Source organism: Bradyrhizobium sp. USDA 4503 (assembly GCF_054055815.1).
Genome location: NZ_JBSRXS010000001.1, coordinates 7,105,233 through 7,124,758, shown reverse-complemented (window position 1 = coordinate 7,124,758; position 19,526 = coordinate 7,105,233). Strand labels below are relative to the sequence as shown.

Here is a 19,526-nt window from a genome sequence, read left to right as displayed (position 1 = left end):
TGACACCCTATCTGTGATAGACGGTTTCATCGACATCCAGATGGCCTCGTTGGAGGCAAGGCGGAGAGCTCAATCGTGCTGAACAAGTTCGGTCCCTCGGGCCATGGCGAAGCGCAGGTGCAATATCTCGACGGCGATTTCCGCGTGATCTCGCCCGGCACCTTTGTGCGCTGTGCCATCACCGACGTCCGGATTCCGCTCGACGAGCTGAAGTACTGGAGCGTCGACCTGCAGGAAGCCTACGCCACCCCGACCGCCGTGCTGCAGCGCCACCATCCCGGCGTCCTCAAGCCGCAGGCCTAGGCTCAACGCCGGGTTCATTTGGAGAGCCTCCTGTCCCGCGCCCTGAACAGTTGATCGGCCACCAGGCGCCGCAGCGCGTCGCCATCATCGAATTGCAGCGTCACCGCAAACGGCACGATCGCCTGTGCCCAGGCCGGCATCCCGTCCGGACCACGCAACCGCGCGAGATCCTTTTCCGTCGTCACCAGCGTCAGGGCGTCGCAACGCGCGTCAGCAACGAGCGCTTCGATCTCCTCCTTCGTGAAGGCATGATGATCGGCGAAAGCCTTGCTGCGCACGACGTCGACGCCGCTTGAGCGCAACGTGTTGAAGAAGCGCGCGGGATCGCCGATGCCGGCAAAGGCGAGCGCACGTGTTCCGTTCAGCGCCGCCAGCGAAGCCTGCTCCGGCTTCAGATGCGCCGACAGCACCGGCTTGCCGCGGGACGCGAGATCGGCCGCAATCCTTTGCGCCGCGCTCCCCTCGCCGACCACGATCAGCGCGTCGGTCCGTTGCAGCTGCGGCACCAGCGGCGCGCGCAGCGGTCCCGCAGGAATCACACGGCCGTTGCCGACGCCGCGCGTGCCGTCGATCACGATCAGGCAGACATCCTTGAGCACGCTCGGATTCTGGAAGCCGTCATCCATCAGGATCACGCTGGCATCCTGCGCGCGCGCCAGCGCCAGGCCCGCGGCACGGTCGCGCGACACCACGACCGGCAAGCTCGTCGCCATCATCAGCGGCTCGTCGCCGACATCGGCCGCCGTGTGGCTGTCGCGATCGACCTTGACCGGGCCAGCGAGCCTGCCGCCATAGCCGCGGCTGAGCACCACCGGCCGCTCGTCGAGCTCACGCAGCAATCTTGCCAGCGCCAGCACCGTCGGCGTCTTGCCGGCGCCGCCGACATGGTAATTGCCGACGCAGACCACGGGAATGCCGGCATCGACGCCGGATTGCCGCATCCGCCGTGCGGCGACCGCGCCGTAAAGCGCGGCGAGCGGTTGGAGCAGTTGCGATAGGCAAGACGACGGCCGGTGCCAGAAGGCCGGCTCACGCATTGGCGGCTCCCATCTCGAGCCGCAACTGCAACAGATAGGGCTCGAGAGCGGTCACCGTGCGCTCCAGCGCGCCACCGAGCTGTTCGACGACGCGCTCGGAGGCCGCCAGCGAATTGTCGCGAGCTGTGGAATCCGCAAGGAACTGGCCGAGCTGCTTGACCAGCGCTTCCCGATCATCGGCGCGGCGCGCGCCGCCGGCGCGATCGAGCGCCTCATAGACATCGGTGAAGTTGAACACGTGCGGGCCGTGCACGATCGCCGCGCCAAGCTTGATCGCCTCGATCGGATTCTGGCCGCCATGCGCAACCAGCGAGCCGCCCATGAACACGATCGGCGCGAGGCGATAGAACAGGCCGAGCTCGCCCATCGTATCGGCGACGTAGATATCTGTTGTCGCGACCGGCAGATCCTCATGCGAGCGCAGGCCGGGGCGCAGGCCGGCCTCCGTCACCAGCCGCGCCACCGCCTCGCCGCGCGCGGCATGCCGCGGCACGATGACTGTGAGCAGGCCGGGGAAGAATCCCGCGAGCGACTTGTGCGCCTCGATCAGGATCTCTTCCTCGCCGGGATGGGTCGACGCCGCAACCACGATGGCACGGCCGCGGGTCACCGACATCAACCGCTCCAGCTTGGCCGGATCGGCCGGCGGCGCCGCGACGTCGAGCTTGAGGTTGCCGGTGACGACGACGTTGTGGCTGCCGAGCGCGGCAAAGCGTTCGGCGTCGGTGTTCGACTGCGCGAGGCAGATGTCGAACCGGCCGAGCAACGCGCCGATGGTGTTGGAGACCCGGCGCCAGCGCGGGAAAGAGCGCTGCGACATTCGCCCATTGATCAGCACCATCGGCAGCCGCCGCGCGGCGCTCGACAGGATCAGATTCGGCCACAAATCGGATTCGATGAACAGCGCCAGCGACGGATGCCAGTGATCGAGGAAGCGCGTCACATAACGCGGCGAGTCGTACGGCACGTATTGATGGATGACGTCGGGCGGGAAGCGCTTGGCGACGATCGCGGCCGAGGTCACCGTGCCCGAGGTGAGCAGGATGCGCAAATTGAGCGCGCGCAGCCGCTCGATCAGGCCGGCCGCTGCCAGCACCTCGCCGACGCTGGCGCCGTGAATCCATACCAGCGGGCCCTGCGGCCTGGTATCGGCGCTCACGCCGCGCCGTTCGCCGACACGTTCGGGATCTTCCTTGCCGAGCTTGAGCCGCCGCTTGATCAGGGCAGGCGCGAGCGGCACCATCGCGGACGACAGCTTGCGGTACACACGCAACGTCATCGGTAGCGAGCTAGCCAAGCGCTGCCTCCGGCCGCCCGACCGCTGCATAGGCACGTCGGGTCGCTTCGTTGAGAAGTTCCTCCACGTGCTGCCGAAGCTTTTCCATCGTCGCGGCGTCGGCGTCGGGCGGCACATAGACCGGCTCAATACCTACCACTGCGCCGCGCCCGAATGGCAAATTGATGGTGGTCGAATCCCAGTTTTTCAACCGGATGAATCGGCTGGTGACCATCGCAAAGGGGATGATCGGCCGGCCGGTCTCCCGCGCCAGCATGATGGCCCCGAGGCCCGCCACCCGCGCCCGCTTCGGCACGTCGGCGGTGGTGGCCATGTTGCAGCCGTCTTCCAGCGCCCGAACCATCTCCAGGAAGGCGCCGACGCCGCCCTTGCGATGGAACGCGCCGGAATGATCGCCGGAACCTCTGATGGTGCCGATGCCGAGCCGCTCCACCGCGAGGGCGTTGAACTCGCCGTCGCGGTGGCGGGAGATCAGGACCTTGGCGCGGTAGCTCTCCTTGGTCTTGATGAACGGCGTCATGAAGTGCTGGCCGTGCCAGAACACGAAGATCGCCGGCATCAGGGGCTCGACGATCCCGTACACGTCATGCGGCTGGTAGCTGAAGCGGTTGGTGTACCACACCAGCCGCAGATACTCGGCCGCAAGCACACCCAGCGCGCGCTGCACGAAGCCGCTGCGCAGCAGATCGCGAAAAAGTCGTTTCAATGGGAATGCTTTGTGTCCTGCTCAGGATCGAGCAACCGGTGGAGGTGAACGACGAAGTAGCGCATCTGGGCGTTGTCCACGGTCTGCTGCGCCTTCGCCTTCCAGGCCGCATAGGCGGTCGCATAGTTCGGGTAGACGCCGACGATCTCGACTTCGTCCAGATTCTTGAAGGTGTTGTGCTCGAGATCGGTCAACTCGCCGCCGATCACGAGGTGAAGCAGCTGGGGCTGGGCATTGTCTGACATGATGGTGCTTTTCCTAACGAGATGCCCGGCAAACAAATGAAGTCGTGGTCGTCACAGGTCTGGTCGTCACAAGGCTAGTCGTCACAAGGCTGTCGCAACAGGTCTGGTCGTCACAATCGGAAAGCGGCGTGGATCGGCGAGGCCTCACGGCAAAGGACGGCTGCGAAAATGCTCGACAATGCGTGCATGACGTTCGCGTCCTGCTGCCACCAGCACCCCATGCGTCACCTCCCGGCGATTGTACTCAATCGCGTCCCCCGAGAGCGCGGTCATCTTACCACCCGCTTCCTGCACGATCAAATTCGCGGCGGCAAGATCCCAGTCGCGGCTTTGCCCGCCCGCAAAGGCCGCGTCAAGTCGACCTTGTGCTACACGGCACAACCGCAGCGCCAGCGATCCGATGCGCGGATAGAGCGTGATCTCGTCCGGCGTCGGGCTGAGCCGCTGCACCAGCGGCTTCGGTCCCGCCATCCGCGGAAAGTTGAAATCGGTGCCTGCGGCTGCATGTACCGCGCCGTCGTTCAGGGTGGCGCCCTGTCCACGGGCGGCGAAGAAGAATTCCTCGCTGACCGGCGCATACACCGCCGCGAGCACCGGAGATGCATTTTCAACCAGCGCCACACTGACGCACCAGTCCTCGCGGCCGGCGAGATAGGCGCGGGTGCCGTCGATCGGATCGACGATCCAGGTGAAGCGCCTGCCGAGGCGGGTGTCGTTGTCGGCGCTCTCTTCCGACAGCCAGCCATAGCCGGGCGTTGCCGAACGCAGCTGCTGCTCCAACAGGTCGTTGACCGCGATGTCGGCCTCGGAGACCGGCGAGGACGCGCCCTTGATCCAGTTCTTCAATTCGGTGCGGAACAGTGACGATGCGAGCCGGCCCGCTTCCTGCACCGATCTGGTCAGCAAGGCGGCATCGCGCGCCTTGGTCCAGTCGTCCGTATCAGCGTCCGCCAAGCGTCAGGCCCTCGATGCGCAGCGTCGGCGAATTGACGCCGTAGCGGAATTCCAGATCGTTGGCGGCGACCAGCGACTTGAACATCGGCAGCAGATGGCCGGCGATGGTCACTTCGCTGACCGGATAGGTGATCTCGCCGTTCTCGATCCAGAAGCCGGACGCGCCGCGGCTGTAATCGCCGGTCACGCCGTTGACGCCGGAGCCGATCAGGTCGGTGACATAGAAGCCCTGCTTGATGTCGGAGATCAGCTCCTTCGGCGTCACCGCACCCGGCTCGAGATGCAGATTATACGTTCCGGGAGACGGCGAGGACGACACGCCGCGATGCGCATGACCGGTCGTAACAAGCCCGAGCTCTCGCGCGGTCGCCGAATCCAGCACCCAGGTGGTGAGCACGCCCGCATCGATCAGCGCGGTCTTCTTCACCCTGACGCCCTCGGCGTCGAAGGTCTGCGAGCGCAGGCCGCGCACCCGCAACGGATCGTCGATGATGCGGATATCTTTCGAGAACAGTTGCTCGCCGAGCTTGTCCTTCAGGAAGCTGGTCTTGCGCGCGATCGAGGCGCCGTTGATGGCGCCGACGAGATGGCCGACGATCGAGCCGGCGACCCGCGGATCGAACACCACCGGCACCTTGCAGGTCTCGACCTTGCGCGGATTGCCCCGCGCCACCGCGCGCTCGCCGGCCTTGCGGCCAACGGAAGCAGGTGAATCGAGATCGGAGGCATGCGGCGCGCTGGTGAAATCGTAGTCGCGCTCCATGCCGGTGCCCTCACCGGAAATCGCCGTCGTCGAGATGCCGTGGCTGGAGCGCAGATAAGAACCGTGGAAGCCGGTCGACGTCACCAGCACCATGCCGCCGATCCCGGTCGAGACCGACGCGCCGCCGGACTTGGTGACACCCTTGACCGCGAGCGCCGCGGCCTCCGCTTCGATCGCGCGCTGCTCGAGTTCGGCCGTGCTCGGAACCTTGCGATCGAGCAGATCGAGGTCGGGGAAATCGTGGGCGTGGAGCGCCGGATCGGCGAGACCGACATATTTGTCGTCCGGCGCCACGCGCGCCATCGCGACGGCACGCTCGGCAAGCTTGGCGACCCCGTCGCCGCTGACGTCATTGGTCGACACCACCGCCTGGCGGTGGCCGACGAACACCCGCAGGCCGACGTCATCGCCTTCGGAGCGCTCGGTTTCCTCGACGCGGCCGTCGCGCACCTCGACGCCCTGCGAGACGCCGCGCACCGCGATGGCATCGGCCGCATCGGCGCCCGCGCGCCTGGCGGCATCGACCAGGCGCTGCGCAAGGTCGCTCAGGCCCGATTGGTCGAACAGATCGGAGCTATCGCCGTGTCGCGATGCAGATGGTGAAGAGTTCACGAACGAATTCCTGCGGATTGAGGGGGGGCCCGGAACGAGGTCGACAGACCCACCAGATGTGCCGGTTTCACAGGGATTTCAAGCACTTTGCGCCGGCAGGCAACAAAGATTTGAGTGATCGGGGCAAGGCTTCGTCAATCATGCGGGCCAACCTCTTGTCAATCATGGCACGAGGTGAGGAGGGGTTAACCAGGCTTTTTAAGGGGGAACGGACATCGCTCGGCTAGGCTCTCACCCAACGACCGGGAACAAAATCCCGGCGGGGAGACAGAGCTTTGAGGCGTCAAACACCAACAAGCGGAATCAATTCCGCCGGGTCGAGCTGCGCGTTGCGGCTCGACCCTCTTTCCCTTCCGCTCAGCTTCCACGCGCAGGACGCGCGCGCGGATGGCGGCATGCGGCAGGTCGAGCTTCATCGCGAACACGTCGTGCTGCGCCGTGCCGTTCTCGGCATGCGGATGGCGGTCAATGTTCGCGTCAGCGACTTTCTCGGCGTCGCGGTGCGCGGCATCGACGACGCGCAGATGCTGGTGCTGGTTCACCGCGATCCCGCGCTCAGCGTTCCGCTCGGCTCCAGTTCGGATGCCGAGGAGATCAGCTCCGCCTGGCAGATGTGGAGCGACATCTTCCGTCTCCCGCAACTGACCGAGCCTGCGCCGCGGACGCCCTCCCCGCGCCGCCGTCGCCGCAACGCGATCCGCGCGCGGAGACCGAAATTCCTGGTCCGCCGCCGCGCCGGTGTCAGCCTCAACGGCACCAGCATACATCGCGGCGAACGCGAGATCATCGCGCGGGATTAATCTGACCGTCTCGCTCCATTTGCCTCACAATCGGTGTCGTCCCGGCGAAGGCCGGGACCCATACGCCGCAGCAGATGTCGTTGACGGGACTCGTCGTTCCAGCGTCGCACAACAAGAAGCATTGGTGGTTATGGGTCCCGGCCTTCGCCGGGACGACGGCGAGTTTGTGGCGCGGCCGCCGAATCATGGGTTTGTACGCTTCGCTCCGCCCATCCTGCGAAGTCATCACGCCGCGCGCAGCACCGCGTCGACGACGAGGCTCGCGAACAGGATCAAGCCGGCGTCGCGGTTGGACTTGAAGATGCGCAGGCAGAGCGCGCCATCGCTGATGTCGAGCCGCCGGACCTGCCAGGCGAGATGCAACGCAAACGCCGCCAGCCCGATCCAGGCTGGCCAGCGCGCCCCTGCGAGTGCGAACGCCACGCCGATCAAGAGCACGGCGAGACCATAGAAGATCACGAGCGCACGATGGGTGCGTGCACCGAACAGGCGCGCGGTGGATTTGACGCCGATCAGCGCATCATCCTCGGCGTCCTGATGGGCGTAGATGGTGTCGTAGGCGATCACCCAGGCGATCGATCCGGCGTAGAGCGCAATCGCGGCCAGATCGATGCGCTCGAGCGTCACCGCAAATCCCATCAGCGCGCCGTAGGAGAAGGCAAGGCCGAGCACGACCTGCGGCCACCAGGTGATCCGCTTCATGAACGGGTAGATCGCGACGATCAGAAGCGAGGCGATGCCGGTCATCACCGCGAAGCGGTTGAACTGCAGCAGCACGAGAAGCCCGATCAGCGCCTGCAGGACCATGAAGACCACCGCCTGCGTCACCGTGACCTGCCCGGCCGGGATCGGCCGCGACCGCGTGCGTTCGACCTTGGCGTCGAGATCGCGATCGGTGATGTCGTTCCAGGTGCAGCCGGCACCGCGCATCACAAAGGCGCCGATGAAGAACAGCAGGACCACGAGCGGCAGCGAACGCACATCATGCGCGACGCCGGCGGCAAGCGCCGCCGACCACCAGCACGGCATCAACAATAGCCAGGAGCCGATCGGCCGGTCGTAGCGCGCAAGCCGCAGATAGGGCCGCGTCCAGACCGGCGCATGGGTATCCACCCAGTTGCCTGTGGAGTCGGCAACGCGGGTGGAGACATCGCTCATGGGTGATCCCTCAACGGGTGAGGACGTTGCCGTTCAGCGTATCGAAGGTGCTGCCGCCCTTCTTGGTCGGCGTCGCTTCCGGCAGCGAGGCGGACGAACCGAGTACGTCGCTCAAGCTCGGCCCCGCTGGCCCACGCGGCTGCGCCGCCGCCTGCTCCGCGACATTGCAGACCTTCTTCAGCAGCGCTTCGGTATTCTTGTGTCCGGCCTTGAGCTGGTCGGCGATCTGCGGCGGAATTCCGCACTTCTGTGCGTTGGTGTCGACATATTTGATCATCTTGATCTCGGCCTGGCTGTAATTGCCGATCAGCTTGCAGGCCTCCTGGGGGCTGGCGTGGCGATCGCTCGCCGCCTTGATCGCCTTGCCGCGCTTCTCCGCATCCTCGCGCAGCGGCGTGAAATTCTTCATGCAGGCGTCGGCGGCACCACCACCACCCGCACCCGGCGGGGGCGGCGACGACAGCCCGCCGCCGGCGATGGGGGCCGCGCCACTGCTCGGAAATGCCGACGGCGTGGCACCGACCCTGGCCGCCGGCGCGCCGTTGACCGGCGGGAATGCGGAATCCGAGGCGGTTCCGGCCTGGCTTGGACGCATGCCATTGACCGGCGGAAACGCGGGGTCGGACGCGGTGCCGGCCTTACCGGCCTGATTGGGCAACGGGGCCGGAAAAGCGCTCTGGGCAGCAGCTTGCCCCGCGGACAGGGCGGTCGCAGCAACGGTCAGCACGATCAGACGGCGGATCATCGAGGGTGTTTCTCCGGCAAAAGGTCCAGGCAACCCCAGCGCAACAAAAACGAAGCAACGAATTTTGGGGGCGTTTTACGATTCCTGTGAGGCCTTAACAACCCGTGGATTTGGGCGACAGCGCGGCGTAGGGCCACACCGGCCATATTAAATTGTTCCCCGATTCTAAGCCTTTAGGCTACGAACGGCGGTAAAAATGGACCATCAAATTTGCCTGAACAGGATTTTCGGTAAGGCCCCGGTTTGGATTCATGGGCCGACGCCGCGGGCGACCGAACAGCAAAAGGGACCGCGTGCAAGCGGCCCCTTGGACTAAAGAAATGACTTGGTGACAGAAGCAATATATCGACGCTCAATATTACCTGGCTGGCGAGTTCCTGAGGAGTCCGCGGGATTACGGTGTCGCGCAGTTTGGTAAACTGGCCACACCGCACTGAAGCCGCCTCGGATATGCCTGAACTCGATTTCCGCAGCCCCCGCCTGTTTGTCGACGCCCCGCTCGGCGCCGGCGCAACCGTTCCGCTCGAACGCGATCAGAGCAACTATCTCGGCAACGTGCTGCGGCTCGGCGCCGGCGACAGCGTGCTGGTGTTCAACGGGCGTGACGGCGAATGGCGCGCTGAGATTTCCGGCCGCAAGCGGGCCGACATGCTGACGGTCGCGGCACAGACCCGCGCACAGGACCGCCTGCCCGACGTCACCTATGTGTTCGCGCCGCTGAAGCATGCGCGGCTCGACTACATGGTGCAGAAGGCGGTCGAGATGGGCGCCGCGCGGCTGGTGCCGGTGCTGACACGCTTCACCCAGGTGTCGCGGGTCAACGGCGAGCGGATGCGCGCCAATGCGGTCGAGGCCGCCGAGCAATGCGGGATCATCTCGCTCGCCGAAGTCGCCGATCCCCTGCCCCTCGAACGTTTCCTGGCGGGCCGCGATCCGGCGCGGCTGCTGGTGTTCTGCGACGAGGCGGCCGAGGTCGAAAGCCCGGTGCAGGCGCTGGCGGCGGCAACGGCTGCGAATGCCGGGATCGATGTCCTGATCGGTCCGGAAGGCGGCTTTGCCGAGGAGGAGCGCGCGCTGCTGCTGCGCCAGCCCGCCATCCTCCGCCTCGCCCTCGGCCCGCGCATCCTGCGCGCCGACACCGCCGCGGTCGCCGCGCTGGCGCTGGTACAGGCGGCACTGGGGGACTGGCGAGGAAATGGGCCACGCACTCCCTCCCCGTCATCCTGAGGTGCGAGCCTCTTCGGCGAGCCTCGAAGGATGCACAGCCCGGCTGGTGGCCGTCGATCCTTCGAGGCTCGCTGCGCTCGCGCCTCCAGCGACAAAGGCGAAGCCTTTGCGCCGGGATGACGGAACCTGCAGCTCGCTTACCCGATGAAAGCCGAGGACAACATCTGCCCCTAGCCAAGTCGTCGCAAAATCGTTAACGAACCCAATCATTAAGCCACTTGGCCGATCCCTGTCGAAACCCCGATCCGGCCATGGTAAGGGCTGCCCCGAACCACCCTTGGAACCCGCGCCGGAACCTGGTCCGGACCTATTGGACGTCGAGATGACCGAAGCTGCCGCACCACGATCCGCCGCCGGATCCGCCGTTTGGGCGGATGCGCTGCTGGCCTCGTTCGCGCAGGCCGGCTATCAGAGGTCCGAGCCCGCGATCCTGCAGCCGGCCGAGCCGTTCCTCGATCTCTCCGGCGAGGACATCCGCAAGAGCCTGTATCTGACGACGGACCCGAGCGGCGAGGAGCTCTGCCTGCGCCCGGACCTCACGATCCCGGTGGCGCGCGACTACCTCGCCTCCGCCCGCGCCGGCCAGCCCGCCGGCTTCAGCTATCTCGGCCCCGTGTTCCGCTATCGCGGCGGCGCGCCGAGCCAGTTCCTGCAGGCCGGCATCGAATCGTTCGGGCGGCAGGATCGCGCCGCGGCGGATGCCGAGATGCTGGCGCTGGCACTGGAGGCGACCACGGCGTTCGGGTTGAAGGACGTCGAAATCCGCACCGGCGACGTCGCGCTGTTCAACGCGCTGATCGATGCGCTCGACCTCTATCCGGTGTGGCGGCGCCGGCTGATCAAGGACTTCAACCGCAAGGTCTCGCTGACCGACGACATCGAGCAGCTGACGCTCAAGACCGCGCCGGGCCGCAACGAATATGAGGGCGTGCTCGCCGCGCTGGCCGGCTCCGACCGCAAGGCGGCGCTGGCGCTGGTCACCGATCTGATGTCGATCGCCGGCACCACCAATGTCGGCGGCCGCACGGTGGCCGAGATCGCCGACCGTTTCCTCGAGCAATCGACGCTGAAGGGCGGCGCACTGCCGCGCGATGCGGTCGCGACCATCAAGCGCTTCCTGGCGATTGCGGGCGATCCCGACGACGCGGTCGCGCAATTGCGCGCGCTGGCTGGCGAGGCCAAGCTGAACCTTGCCGCTGCGATCGACCAGCTCGAGAGCCGGATCGGCTTCATGGCCGCGCGCGGCATCGACATCCGAAAGACCCGGTTCTCCACCGCCTTCGGCCGCGGCCTCGACTATTACACCGGCTTCGAGTTCGAGCTGCACGCCAAGGGCAACGGCGCCGAACCGCTGGTCGCCGGCGGGCGCTATGACGGGCTGATGACGCAGCTCGGCTCGGCGGCTCCGATCCCCGCGGTCGGCTTCTCGGTCTGGATCGAGGCGATGACCCGGCATGGCCAGGCCACCTCCTTCGGAGCCGCCCAATGAGCACGCCCTTCGTCGTCGCCGTGCCCTCCAAGGGGCGGCTGCAGGAAAACGCCGAAAGCTTCTTCGCCCGCGCCGGGCTGACCTTGTCGAAGGCCGGCGGCGCCCGCGACTATCGCGGCACCATAGCCGGCGTCGACAATGTCGAGATCGCCTATCTCTCGGCGAGCGAGATCGCGGCCAATCTGGCTCGCGGCTCAGTGCATCTCGGTGTCACCGGCGAGGACCTGGTGCGCGAGAGCATTCCCGATGCCGACAAGCGCGTGCTGATGATCGAAGGCCTCGGCTTCGGCTTTGCCAATGTCGTGGTCGCGGTGCCGCAGGCGTGGATCGACGTCCGCACCATGGCCGATCTCGACGACGTCGCAAGCGGCTTCCGCGAGCAGCACAATCACCGCATGCGGGTGGCGACCAAATACATCAATCTGACGCGCGGCTTCTTTGCCAAACACGGCGTCGGCGACTACCGCATCGTCGAAAGCGCCGGCGCCACCGAGGGCGCGCCCGCCGCCGGAACCGCCGAACTGATCGTCGATATCACGACAACCGGGGCGACGCTTGCCGCCAACGGGCTCAAGGTGCTCGACGACGGCGTCATGCTGCGCAGCCAGGCCAATCTGGTGGCGTCCAAGGATGCCGACTGGTCGAAGGGCGCCCGCGAGACCGCGCGCGTGATCCTCGACCATATCGCTGCGCGCGCCCGCGCCAGCAAGTATCGCGAGGTCCGCACCCGCTTCGCCGGCTGCAACGATGCGCTGCTGTCGGAGGCGCATAACCGCTTCGGCGTGGTCACCCCGTTCGGCGGCCCGACCTCGTCGGGCATGCTTACGCTGCACTGCCCACCGGGCAAGCTTTACGCGCTCGGCAGCTTCCTGCGCGAGCACGGCGCCGAAACCGTGTCGGTGGTGTCGCTGGACTATGTGTTCGACCGCGAGAACCCGCTGTTCGCCAGGCTCGAGGCGTTCCTGCGACAGTGAGGCGGCCACGCCGTTCATGTTGGCGACAGCTACCCTGCGGTACCATATTGTGTTCGAGGGATCTCTCGTTTTGACGCGGTTTCTTCGTGCGAGGCGGAAGGCCATTTCGCTCGAAAACGCTCTAGTTCTGGAACCTGACCGATGATGCTGGGCTCTGACGTTTCCAGCCTGACCACGACCGCCAAGACCGCCGCCGGGCAGGGTCTGTCGATCGTCGTGCCCGTCTACAACGAGGCGGCCGGGCTTGCTGCGTTGCATGAGCGGCTGATCAACCTCGCCAGGACGCTGCGCGCCCGCTATGGCCTCGCCTGCGAGGTGATCTATGTCGATGACGGCAGCGCGGACAACACGCTGATGATCGCGCGCGGCCTGCCCGCCGACGGGCTCGACCTGCAGGTGGTGTCGCTGTCGCGCAATTTCGGCAAGGAGGCGGCGCTGATGGCCGGCCTCGACCACGCCCGCCGCGGCGCGGTGCTGTTCATGGATGGCGACGGCCAGCATCCGCCGACGCTGGTGGAGCAACTGGTCGCGCACTGGATCGATGACGGCTACGACGTGGTCTACACGGCGAAGGCGCATCGCGACAATGAATCGGCCGCGCGGCGGCTGGCCGTGCGCGGCTTCTACGCGCTGATCAACTGGGGCGCCCGGCAGCAGATCCCGGAGGATGCCGGCGACTTCCGTCTGCTGTCGCCGCGCGCGGCCGCGGCGCTGCGGCAATTGCCGGAGCGCAACCGCTTCTTCAAGGGCCTCGCCAGCTGGATCGGCTTCCGGCAGATCCGCGTCGATTACGAGCCGGCGCCGCGCGCGCATGGCGTCACCACCTTCAATGCCGGCCGGCTGATCGGCCTGTCGATCGAGGGCCTGACCTCGTTCTCGGTGGCGCCGCTGCGCTTCGCCAGCCTGCTCGGCGCGCTGCTCGCCGGCGTGGCGTTCCTGTTCGGCCTCTCGATCCTGTGGGAAGTGCTGACCACCGGCAAGCAGGTCCCCGGCTATCCGTCGCTGATGATCGGCATGATGACGATCGGCGGCGTGCAGCTGATCATGATCGGCATCGTCGGCGAATATATCGGCAAGATCCTCTCCGAGCTGAAGGCGCGGCCGATCTACTTCGTCGCCGAGCACACCGAGAAGCACGCCGACGGCGGCGCGGCGCAAAATGCCTCCGAGCGGACCGCCGCGGAATGAACACCGATACGCCGCGCCGGATCTGGCTGTGTGCTGACGATTATGGCTTGAGCGACGGCGTCAACCGCGCGATCCGCGACCTGATCGAGCGCGGCCGCCTCAATGCGACGTCGGTGATGACGGTGACGCCGGCGATCGGCCGGGAGGCGGCGGCCGCGCTCGCGGCATCGGTGGCGGACAGCCCGCGCTGCGCGATCGGGCTGCATGTGACGCTGACCGCGCCGTTCCGGCCGCTGACGATGCATTTCCGCCCGCTCGACGGCGACATGTTCCTGCCCTTCCCGCGGCTGCTGCGCGCCGGGCTGATGCATCGGCTCGACGCCGAACTGGTCCATGCCGAGGTGCTGGCGCAGCTCGACGCCTTCCATGATCTGTTCGGCCGCGCACCCGACTTCGTCGACGGTCACCAGCACGCGCAGCTGTTCCCGCAGGTGCGCGACGGCTTCCTGCGCGCCGTGAAGGAGCGCGCGCCGGGCGCCTGGGTGCGGCAGTGCGGCCGCGAAGGCCCGCTGGCGCGCCAGCTGGCGGCGCCGAAGGCGCTGGTGCTGAACGTGCTCAGCACGCAATTCCGGATCAAGGCGCAGCGAGCAGGCCTGCGGTTCAATCCGGCCTTCGCCGGCGCCTATGATTTTACGCGCGGCAATGATTTCGCGGCGCTGATGCAGGGCTTCCTCGACGGCATGCCGGAGGACGGGCTCGTGATGTGCCATCCCGGTTTCGTCGATGAAACGCTGAAGAGCCTCGACCCGCTGACGACGCAGCGCGAGACCGAACATGCCTATCTGGCAGGCGTCAATTTCCCCGCGCTGCTGGCCCTGAATAAAGTTACACTGGCCTGATAGGGTTCACGAAAAGCGGCCGGTCGTATTGTCGCATACATAAATTTAATTCTGGCCCCCACTCCTTGCGCCACAAACCCCGTCCTACATCTCGGACGCGCCGATTCGATCGACGCGATGGAGAACGCCATGACACCGCAAGAACGCCAACTGATCGACGATCTCTTCGACCGGCTCGCCAAGCTGGAGAATGCCCCGCGCGACGGCGAGGCCATGTCCGCGATCATGCAGGGCCTGCGCAGCGCGCCGAATGCGGTCTACGTGCTGGTGCAGACCGCGCTGGTGCAGGACGAGGCGCTGAAGCGCGCCCACGACCGGATCCAGGAACTCGAGGCCGCGGTCGGCCAGCAGCAGGGAGCCCAGCAGCAGGGCGGCGGTTTCCTCGATTCGATGCGCGATGCGATCTTCGGCGGACAGGGCCAGCAACATGGTTCGGTGCCGCCGGTGCGGGCACCCGACATGGGCGGCCGCGATCCGGGCAGCCGCCCGGTCTGGAACTCGGGCCAGGCGATGCAGCAGGCCGGCGGCGGCTATGGCCAGCCTTACGGCCAGCCCGCGCAACCCTACGGCCAGGGCTATGGCGGCCCGCAGCCGCCGGCGCTCGGCGGCGCGCCGGGTGGCGGTGGCGGCTCGTTCCTCGGCACGGCGGCGGCGGCCGCGGCCGGCGTGGTCGGCGGCGGACTGTTGCTCTCCAGCATCCGCGGCATGATGGGTGGCGGCAGCCACCAGTCGATGGCCGATGCCGGCGGCCTCGGCGGCGGTTCGCGTCCCTGGGGCGGCGACCAGTCGTCGAGCGACCTCGCGCGCGACGCCGGGGTCAACGACATCGGCTCCAACCGCGACAGCGGCTCGCGCGCTGGCGCGTTCGACCAAGCGCAGGCCGACCGGGACAGTGACGATGATCAAGACGCCGACGACTTCGACAATGATGACGACGGCTTCGATGGTGGCGGCGACGGCGACGACAGCAATTACGCGTAAGCGTCTCACCTGAAACACAAACGGCCGCTCCATCGAGCGGCCGTTTTCATTTGATCAGTCGTAGCCTGGGCAGAAGCTGTTCTCCTTCCCCCTGAAAGGGGGAAGGTCGGGATGGGGGTCAGCCACAAACGCCGCTGCTCGTGGAGAGAGATGATCCCCACCCGCTTTGCTCTGTTGAGCAAAGCGACCTCCCCTTTTCAAGGGGAGGTTGACGCATCGTGCGGCTCGCTGTCCCGGATTTCGCTTCGCTCCATCCGGGCTACAACTTCACATCACAACGACCCTGGCCCCGACATTGACGCGGCCGTAGAGGTCGATGACGTCCTCGTTGCGCATCCGGATGCAGCCGGATGAGACGTTGGTGCCGATCGTCCAGGGCTCGTTGGAGCCGTGGATGCGATAGAGCGAGGAGCCAAGATACATCGCGCGGGCGCCGAGCGGATTTTCCGGGCCGCCTTCCATGTGCCGCGGCAGATCGGGACGGCGCGCCAGCATTTCCGGCGGCGGCGTCCAGGCCGGCCACTCCTTCTTCGCCGAGATCGTCTTGACGCCGGCCCAGGTGAAGCCGGGCCGGCCGACGCCGATGCCGTAGCGCAGCGCGCGGCCGTCGCCCTGCACCAGATAGAGAAACTTGTTCGGCGTATCGACGACGATGGTGCCGGCGCTTTCCTTGCCGCTATAGTCGACCAGTTGCTTCTCGTATCTCGGATCGAACGGACGCTGCGCCGGATCGCCCGCGGCCTCTTCCTGCTGCCGGAGCATCTGCTGCTGCGGATCCATCGGCGGCAGCTGACGGTTGCCGTAATAGCCAGGCTGCTGCTGATACGGCTGTGGCGAATAACCCTGCGACGACGGCGCATCGCCGAACAGGAATTCGATGAAGCCGCCGCCCATGTTGGAGCGCTGCGGCTGCACATAGGCGGTGCGCATCGGCGGCTGCGGAGCGCCCTGATTGGCATAGATGACGGCGGGCCCGGCGGGCGCTGCCGCGTCGATCGCCATGGCGCGATGGGGAACGGCAATAAGAGAAGACGCGCCGGCGAGCAGCGCAAGCGTGGTTTTCCTGAACATCGACGTACTCTGTACTGGTTTCGTCGTGACGTGATGCGCGCGGCGCCGACTTTGCGCCGTTGCACGTGGTCAATAAGCAATGAAAACCGCATCGGTTTGGTAAACGGAGCGGTCGTTTCGATTCACCACATCGGCAATGGAGCGCGGTTTTCCCCGACAGCGTTTATTTTGCGTGAACGGCGCGGCAGCATGGTTAATCGCAGGTAGCGCCGCGCTTGCGCGCTATCCGCGCAAACAGTTCCGGCGTGAACCTGACGTTAAATCCGCTCTGTCTAGAACGGACTTCAGTGAAGGGGCGGGAATGAAAATCATGTCAGTGAAGCGCAAGCGTTTTCGTGTCGAGCAGGCGATGGGTGAGGTTGTGATGCCGGAGCCGGATGTTACGGGCGGCGCCGATCTCGGTCCGATGCATCGCGAGATCATGGCCGAGCTTCGCTCGATCCGCGCCCAGATGGCCGCAGCCCCGGCACAGCGCACCGGCGACAGCGTCGATGCGGCGGTCGCCCGCGAAGTCGCCGAGACCCACGCGCTGCTCGAGACCTACCGTGCGCAGGTCGAACAGTGCGAGAAGCTCAAGGTCGAGCTCGACCTGATCCACGACGCGATCAGCCGCACCAAGCGCGAGATCGCCGTGCTGCACGGCAAGAGCTTCAACGGCGAGGAGATGGCCAAGGTCAATGGCGAGCTCGGCGCCGTGGTCGGCGGCACCGAACAGGCCACCCAGCAGATCCTCGAGGCGGTGGAGGCGATCGACCAGGCCGCGTCCGCGCTCGCCAACAACGTCACGCCCGACCAGCAGAAGCGGCTCAGCGAAGATATTCAGGAGCGCGTGGTCTCGATCTTCGAGGCCTGCAACTTCCAGGACCTCACCGGCCAGCGCATCAGCAAGGTGATGCAGACGATGAAGTTCATCGAACAGCACATCAACGAGATGATGAACATCTGGGGCGGCGTCGACGCCATCAAGTCGCACGTCCCGGCGATCGTCGACACCCGCGAGGGCGATGCCCGCCTGCTCAACGGTCCGAAGCTCGACGGCGACGCCGGCCACGCCTCGCAGGACGACATCGACGCGATGTTCAACTGAGGTTCGTCAGATCAACACGAAAAACGCCGGCCCTCGGGCCGGCGTTTTGTTTGAGCGATGGTGCAACTCCCGCGAGGATCGCCGCCTCGCCCTCCGCGCAAGCCGATGGTCGCAACGCGTCGGATCGGTCAAGGCGACTTACCAATCGCAGCATTCTTTATCCTCCGTCGCCATACAACATCGCCATACTGGCTGCCGGCTGGCTCGCCATCTCGCTCACGCTCGGAGCGGTGGTTGCGCACGCCGTATTCCGGCGCGGTCGCGTCGCCTATCATCGGATCATCGGCGCGGCCCTGCTGTATCTGCTGATCGGGCTCGGCTTCGGGACGCTATTCGTCTTCCTCGGGTTGTGGTTTCCGGATGCATTCAAGGGAATGAATTTCGAGGATGACTCAGCCCCTGCGAGCTCGGTCTATTATCTCAGCTTCGTCACGCTCACTTCTACCGGCTACGGGGACATCATCCCTGTGCACCCGCTAGCGCGCATTGTGCAATGTCGAGAGCGTGATCGGCCAGCTTTACCCGGCCACGCTGCTGGCGAGGCTCGTTACGCTCGAACTGAGAGACCAGGGCTCATAAGGCTTGTATTTCACGCTGCGAACCCGGCTCGCGCTACTTCGGGCTTCGGGCGACCGAGCCTCGCTCCCTTGGCACAAACCGCCCTATCGCCTTCAAGTTTTCCGACGTAGATTAGGTGCCCGATAGAAGGGATCGTTCATGGCACCCGGGTGCTTAAAACCGAACCCGTCAAATCACGTCCTCTATGACGAGAAGAGCTTGCTGCGACATCGAGCCGCGGCACCTCCCATCGGCGCTGCAAAAGTCGGATCGGCTCGCCAACCACAACGCGCATTTCAATCGAGCAAATTGCCTCGTCAGCTCAGGCGTCGATGGGTCGAACCATCGAGCGGTGACGTGGTGCTCCGCATCACTCTGGCCGCGAGCGCGCTCTGGCCGATCCTGCTGTTGACCGTCCTGTGGCTCGAAGCTCAGTAAGGCACGGCAGGCCCGACGGATTGTCGCCGCTGATTGTCATGGATGATTTAGAAGCGGCATTCGACCGGATGCACTACAGTACTGGCGCCCAGTCGCGACCTGAACGCCAGTAGAGTCGTTCATTCATACAAGGCGCAGACCCCTCCCTGCCAGCGCACGCATCTGCGAACGGCTCGGCGAGTTTGACGGACGGTCGTCCTTGCTACGCATACACCATTGATACGCGTCCGGCCCGGACCGCAGCCGACGGCCACCGGTATTGCCATTGTTTCCGTCTGGGGGAGCGGCGCGGGTGTCATGGCTTGCGCAGGTGCTCCAACACACAAAGCGAAGATAAAGACAGCAAACAAGCGGATCATTGTGTTCCTCCATTTAATCCTTTGAGGCACCACAGCTCCACTCCATAGCGATGGAAAGGCCCGGCCTTGACTTGCGTCAAGGCTCGCAGGCATGCGTCCCCTCACCGCAGGCATATGCTACCTGATCACCAGATGAAGTTGCCGAACCACCCATATCGCGGACGTCGCTCCGCAAAATGCGCATAAGGTGACGGCGCGTATCTCCTGGCATGGGCATACTTCCGAGGCGGCTTGGCTTCCCTCGCCTTGCGGCCCGACGATTTTGGCCGCTCGATTTCGGATTTCTGCATCTGGGCAAACGCTTCCCGCTCGCGAACGATCGGGGAAGGCCCGACAGTTTCGGCCGCGGCTGGAGCAGGAATTTCCGCGACCTGTTCAGGAACGATAGTCGGGAGACTGGTGTCGTAAACGACAAGGTCAGGCAGCTTTTGCATCGAACGGATGCGAATGGTCGGACGACTCGAGTCGGGCTGCTTTGCCAGTGGAGAATTGGGGATGGTGGCATCCAGAAGGAATAGCAGCGCGAGCAGCACTCCGCCGATATACAGGAAATACCGCGCCACTGGCATGGATCGCTCCATCCGCCATTGTGCACATCGCCAGGCTTCTTTGCCCAAGGGCACGCATCTGCGCTGAAGCATGACTCAGCACAGCGTCAGGCGGCTACCGGCCGACGAGACCGCATTGACGTGCGC

General features: G+C 65.7%; 20 protein-coding genes. 10 read left to right on the top strand and 10 right to left on the bottom strand.

The annotated features are described in order from the left end of the window. Window positions 1-75 precede the first annotated feature (75 nt). Window positions 76-303 carry a DUF2093 domain-containing protein gene (locus ACVMIH_RS33960; protein ID WP_016848019.1) on the top strand — a complete coding sequence of 76 codons (228 nt, stop codon included), beginning with the start codon at window positions 76-78 and terminating at the stop codon, window positions 301-303. 14 nt (window positions 304-317) lie between these two features. Here ACVMIH_RS33960 and lpxK read toward each other — a convergent pair whose 3' ends face one another. The 6 genes from lpxK to ACVMIH_RS33930 form a co-directional block, all read right to left on the bottom strand. After that, window positions 318-1,340 (bottom strand): tetraacyldisaccharide 4'-kinase, encoded by a 1,023-nt coding sequence (lpxK, locus tag ACVMIH_RS33955; RefSeq protein ID WP_456864763.1) that lies wholly within the window; start codon window positions 1,338-1,340, stop codon window positions 318-320. Then, window positions 1,333-2,667 carry a 3-deoxy-D-manno-octulosonic acid transferase gene (locus ACVMIH_RS33950; protein ID WP_229192932.1) on the bottom strand — a complete coding sequence of 445 codons (1,335 nt, stop codon included), beginning with the start codon at window positions 2,665-2,667 and terminating at the stop codon, window positions 1,333-1,335. Before ACVMIH_RS33950 ends, lpxK begins: the two co-directional genes overlap by 8 nt. Further along, a complete protein-coding gene (locus tag ACVMIH_RS33945; protein WP_050384219.1) occupies window positions 2,630-3,343 on the bottom strand; it encodes a lysophospholipid acyltransferase family protein in 714 nt (237 codons plus the stop codon). Before ACVMIH_RS33945 ends, ACVMIH_RS33950 begins: the two co-directional genes overlap by 38 nt. Beyond that, window positions 3,340-3,588, bottom strand: coding sequence for a DUF4170 domain-containing protein (locus ACVMIH_RS33940; RefSeq protein ID WP_016848023.1), 249 nt, complete (start codon window positions 3,586-3,588; stop codon window positions 3,340-3,342). The genes ACVMIH_RS33945 and ACVMIH_RS33940 overlap by 4 nt, the downstream gene beginning before the upstream one ends. A 144-nt stretch (window positions 3,589-3,732) precedes the next feature. After that, a complete protein-coding gene (locus ACVMIH_RS33935; RefSeq protein WP_456864761.1) occupies window positions 3,733-4,542 on the bottom strand; it encodes a 3'(2'),5'-bisphosphate nucleotidase CysQ in 810 nt (269 codons plus the stop codon). Further along, on the bottom strand, window positions 4,529-5,917 hold the full coding sequence (locus tag ACVMIH_RS33930; RefSeq protein WP_168856546.1) for a metallopeptidase TldD-related protein: 1,389 nt from the start codon (window positions 5,915-5,917) through the stop codon (window positions 4,529-4,531). The genes ACVMIH_RS33935 and ACVMIH_RS33930 overlap by 14 nt, the downstream gene beginning before the upstream one ends. Before the next feature lie 275 nt (window positions 5,918-6,192). On the opposite strand from ACVMIH_RS33930, the gene ACVMIH_RS33925 reads away from it, so the two are divergent. Next, window positions 6,193-6,717 (top strand): DUF6101 family protein, encoded by a 525-nt coding sequence (locus ACVMIH_RS33925; RefSeq protein WP_057016649.1) that lies wholly within the window; start codon window positions 6,193-6,195, stop codon window positions 6,715-6,717. A 225-nt stretch (window positions 6,718-6,942) separates the two neighbouring features. Here the strand turns inward: ACVMIH_RS33925 and ubiA are convergent, their stop codons facing one another. Both ubiA and ACVMIH_RS33915 read right to left on the bottom strand, forming a co-directional pair. Further along, window positions 6,943-7,875 (bottom strand): 4-hydroxybenzoate octaprenyltransferase, encoded by a 933-nt coding sequence (gene ubiA / locus ACVMIH_RS33920; protein ID WP_057016651.1) that lies wholly within the window; start codon window positions 7,873-7,875, stop codon window positions 6,943-6,945. A 10-nt stretch (window positions 7,876-7,885) separates the two neighbouring features. Beyond that, window positions 7,886-8,620 carry a hypothetical protein gene (locus tag ACVMIH_RS33915; RefSeq protein ID WP_057016652.1) on the bottom strand — a complete coding sequence of 245 codons (735 nt, stop codon included), beginning with the start codon at window positions 8,618-8,620 and terminating at the stop codon, window positions 7,886-7,888. Between the two features lie 450 nt (window positions 8,621-9,070). Between ACVMIH_RS33915 and ACVMIH_RS33910 the strand changes: the two genes are divergently transcribed. From ACVMIH_RS33910 to ACVMIH_RS33885, 6 genes are all read left to right on the top strand, one after another. Beyond that, window positions 9,071-9,847: a 16S rRNA (uracil(1498)-N(3))-methyltransferase gene (locus ACVMIH_RS33910; RefSeq protein WP_310879645.1), complete on the top strand. Its 777-nt coding sequence runs from the start codon at window positions 9,071-9,073 to the stop codon at window positions 9,845-9,847. Window positions 9,848-10,169: 322 nt separating this feature from the next. Next, window positions 10,170-11,336 carry an ATP phosphoribosyltransferase regulatory subunit gene (locus ACVMIH_RS33905; RefSeq protein ID WP_316395503.1) on the top strand — a complete coding sequence of 389 codons (1,167 nt, stop codon included), beginning with the start codon at window positions 10,170-10,172 and terminating at the stop codon, window positions 11,334-11,336. Next, complete coding sequence (hisG, locus tag ACVMIH_RS33900; protein ID WP_057016654.1) at window positions 11,333-12,310, top strand: ATP phosphoribosyltransferase; 978 nt, start codon at window positions 11,333-11,335, stop codon at window positions 12,308-12,310. Before ACVMIH_RS33905 ends, hisG begins: the two co-directional genes overlap by 4 nt. Before the next feature lie 141 nt (window positions 12,311-12,451). After that, the gene (locus tag ACVMIH_RS33895) at window positions 12,452-13,498 is read left to right on the top strand and encodes a glycosyltransferase family 2 protein (protein WP_057016655.1); all 1,047 of its coding nucleotides are present in this window, start codon (window positions 12,452-12,454) and stop codon (window positions 13,496-13,498) included. Continuing rightward, window positions 13,495-14,337: a ChbG/HpnK family deacetylase gene (locus ACVMIH_RS33890; protein WP_456853183.1), complete on the top strand. Its 843-nt coding sequence runs from the start codon at window positions 13,495-13,497 to the stop codon at window positions 14,335-14,337. Before ACVMIH_RS33895 ends, ACVMIH_RS33890 begins: the two co-directional genes overlap by 4 nt. 129 nt (window positions 14,338-14,466) lie before the next feature. After that, window positions 14,467-15,318, top strand: coding sequence for a DUF2076 domain-containing protein (locus ACVMIH_RS33885; RefSeq protein WP_168856542.1), 852 nt, complete (start codon window positions 14,467-14,469; stop codon window positions 15,316-15,318). Window positions 15,319-15,585: 267 nt separating this feature from the next. Here the strand turns inward: ACVMIH_RS33885 and ACVMIH_RS33880 are convergent, their stop codons facing one another. Beyond that, window positions 15,586-16,389, bottom strand: a complete 804-nt coding sequence (locus ACVMIH_RS33880) for a L,D-transpeptidase (RefSeq protein WP_057018084.1) — start codon at window positions 16,387-16,389, stop codon at window positions 15,586-15,588. A 310-nt stretch (window positions 16,390-16,699) separates the two neighbouring features. Here ACVMIH_RS33880 and ACVMIH_RS33875 point away from each other — a divergent pair, with 310 nt between their 5' ends. After that, window positions 16,700-17,476 (top strand): protein phosphatase CheZ, encoded by a 777-nt coding sequence (locus tag ACVMIH_RS33875; RefSeq protein ID WP_076827745.1) that lies wholly within the window; start codon window positions 16,700-16,702, stop codon window positions 17,474-17,476. 374 nt (window positions 17,477-17,850) lie between these two features. Beyond that, on the top strand, window positions 17,851-18,165 hold the full coding sequence (locus ACVMIH_RS33870; RefSeq protein ID WP_456856683.1) for a potassium channel family protein: 315 nt from the start codon (window positions 17,851-17,853) through the stop codon (window positions 18,163-18,165). A gap of 791 nt (window positions 18,166-18,956) precedes the next feature. On the opposite strand, the gene ACVMIH_RS33865 is transcribed toward ACVMIH_RS33870, so the two are convergent. After that, window positions 18,957-19,400, bottom strand: coding sequence for a hypothetical protein (locus ACVMIH_RS33865; RefSeq protein WP_456853185.1), 444 nt, complete (start codon window positions 19,398-19,400; stop codon window positions 18,957-18,959). Window positions 19,401-19,526: the final 126 nt, after the last annotated feature.

What these genes read in the sequence shown, in the direction of transcription:
- lpxK (WP_456864763.1), bottom strand. Translation starts at nt 1,340, where the DNA reads ATGCGTGAGCCGGCCTTCTGGCACCGGCCGTCGTCTTGCCTATCGCAA.
- ACVMIH_RS33950 (WP_229192932.1), bottom strand. Translation starts at nt 2,667, where the DNA reads ATGCAGCGGTCGGGCGGCCGGAGGCAGCGCTTGGCTAGCTCGCTACCG.
- ACVMIH_RS33940 (WP_016848023.1), bottom strand. Translation starts at nt 3,588, where the DNA reads ATGTCAGACAATGCCCAGCCCCAGCTGCTTCACCTCGTGATCGGCGGC.
- ubiA (WP_057016651.1), bottom strand. Translation starts at nt 7,875, where the DNA reads ATGAGCGATGTCTCCACCCGCGTTGCCGACTCCACAGGCAACTGGGTG.
- ACVMIH_RS33915 (WP_057016652.1), bottom strand. Translation starts at nt 8,620, where the DNA reads ATGATCCGCCGTCTGATCGTGCTGACCGTTGCTGCGACCGCCCTGTCC.
- ACVMIH_RS33910 (WP_310879645.1), top strand. Translation starts at nt 9,071, where the DNA reads ATGCCTGAACTCGATTTCCGCAGCCCCCGCCTGTTTGTCGACGCCCCG.
- ACVMIH_RS33905 (WP_316395503.1), top strand. Translation starts at nt 10,170, where the DNA reads ATGACCGAAGCTGCCGCACCACGATCCGCCGCCGGATCCGCCGTTTGG.
- hisG (WP_057016654.1), top strand. Translation starts at nt 11,333, where the DNA reads ATGAGCACGCCCTTCGTCGTCGCCGTGCCCTCCAAGGGGCGGCTGCAG.
- ACVMIH_RS33895 (WP_057016655.1), top strand. Translation starts at nt 12,452, where the DNA reads ATGATGCTGGGCTCTGACGTTTCCAGCCTGACCACGACCGCCAAGACC.
- ACVMIH_RS33890 (WP_456853183.1), top strand. Translation starts at nt 13,495, where the DNA reads ATGAACACCGATACGCCGCGCCGGATCTGGCTGTGTGCTGACGATTAT.
- ACVMIH_RS33885 (WP_168856542.1), top strand. Translation starts at nt 14,467, where the DNA reads ATGACACCGCAAGAACGCCAACTGATCGACGATCTCTTCGACCGGCTC.
- ACVMIH_RS33880 (WP_057018084.1), bottom strand. Translation starts at nt 16,389, where the DNA reads ATGTTCAGGAAAACCACGCTTGCGCTGCTCGCCGGCGCGTCTTCTCTT.
- ACVMIH_RS33875 (WP_076827745.1), top strand. Translation starts at nt 16,700, where the DNA reads ATGTCAGTGAAGCGCAAGCGTTTTCGTGTCGAGCAGGCGATGGGTGAG.
- ACVMIH_RS33870 (WP_456856683.1), top strand. Translation starts at nt 17,851, where the DNA reads ATGAATTTCGAGGATGACTCAGCCCCTGCGAGCTCGGTCTATTATCTC.
- ACVMIH_RS33865 (WP_456853185.1), bottom strand. Translation starts at nt 19,400, where the DNA reads ATGCCAGTGGCGCGGTATTTCCTGTATATCGGCGGAGTGCTGCTCGCG.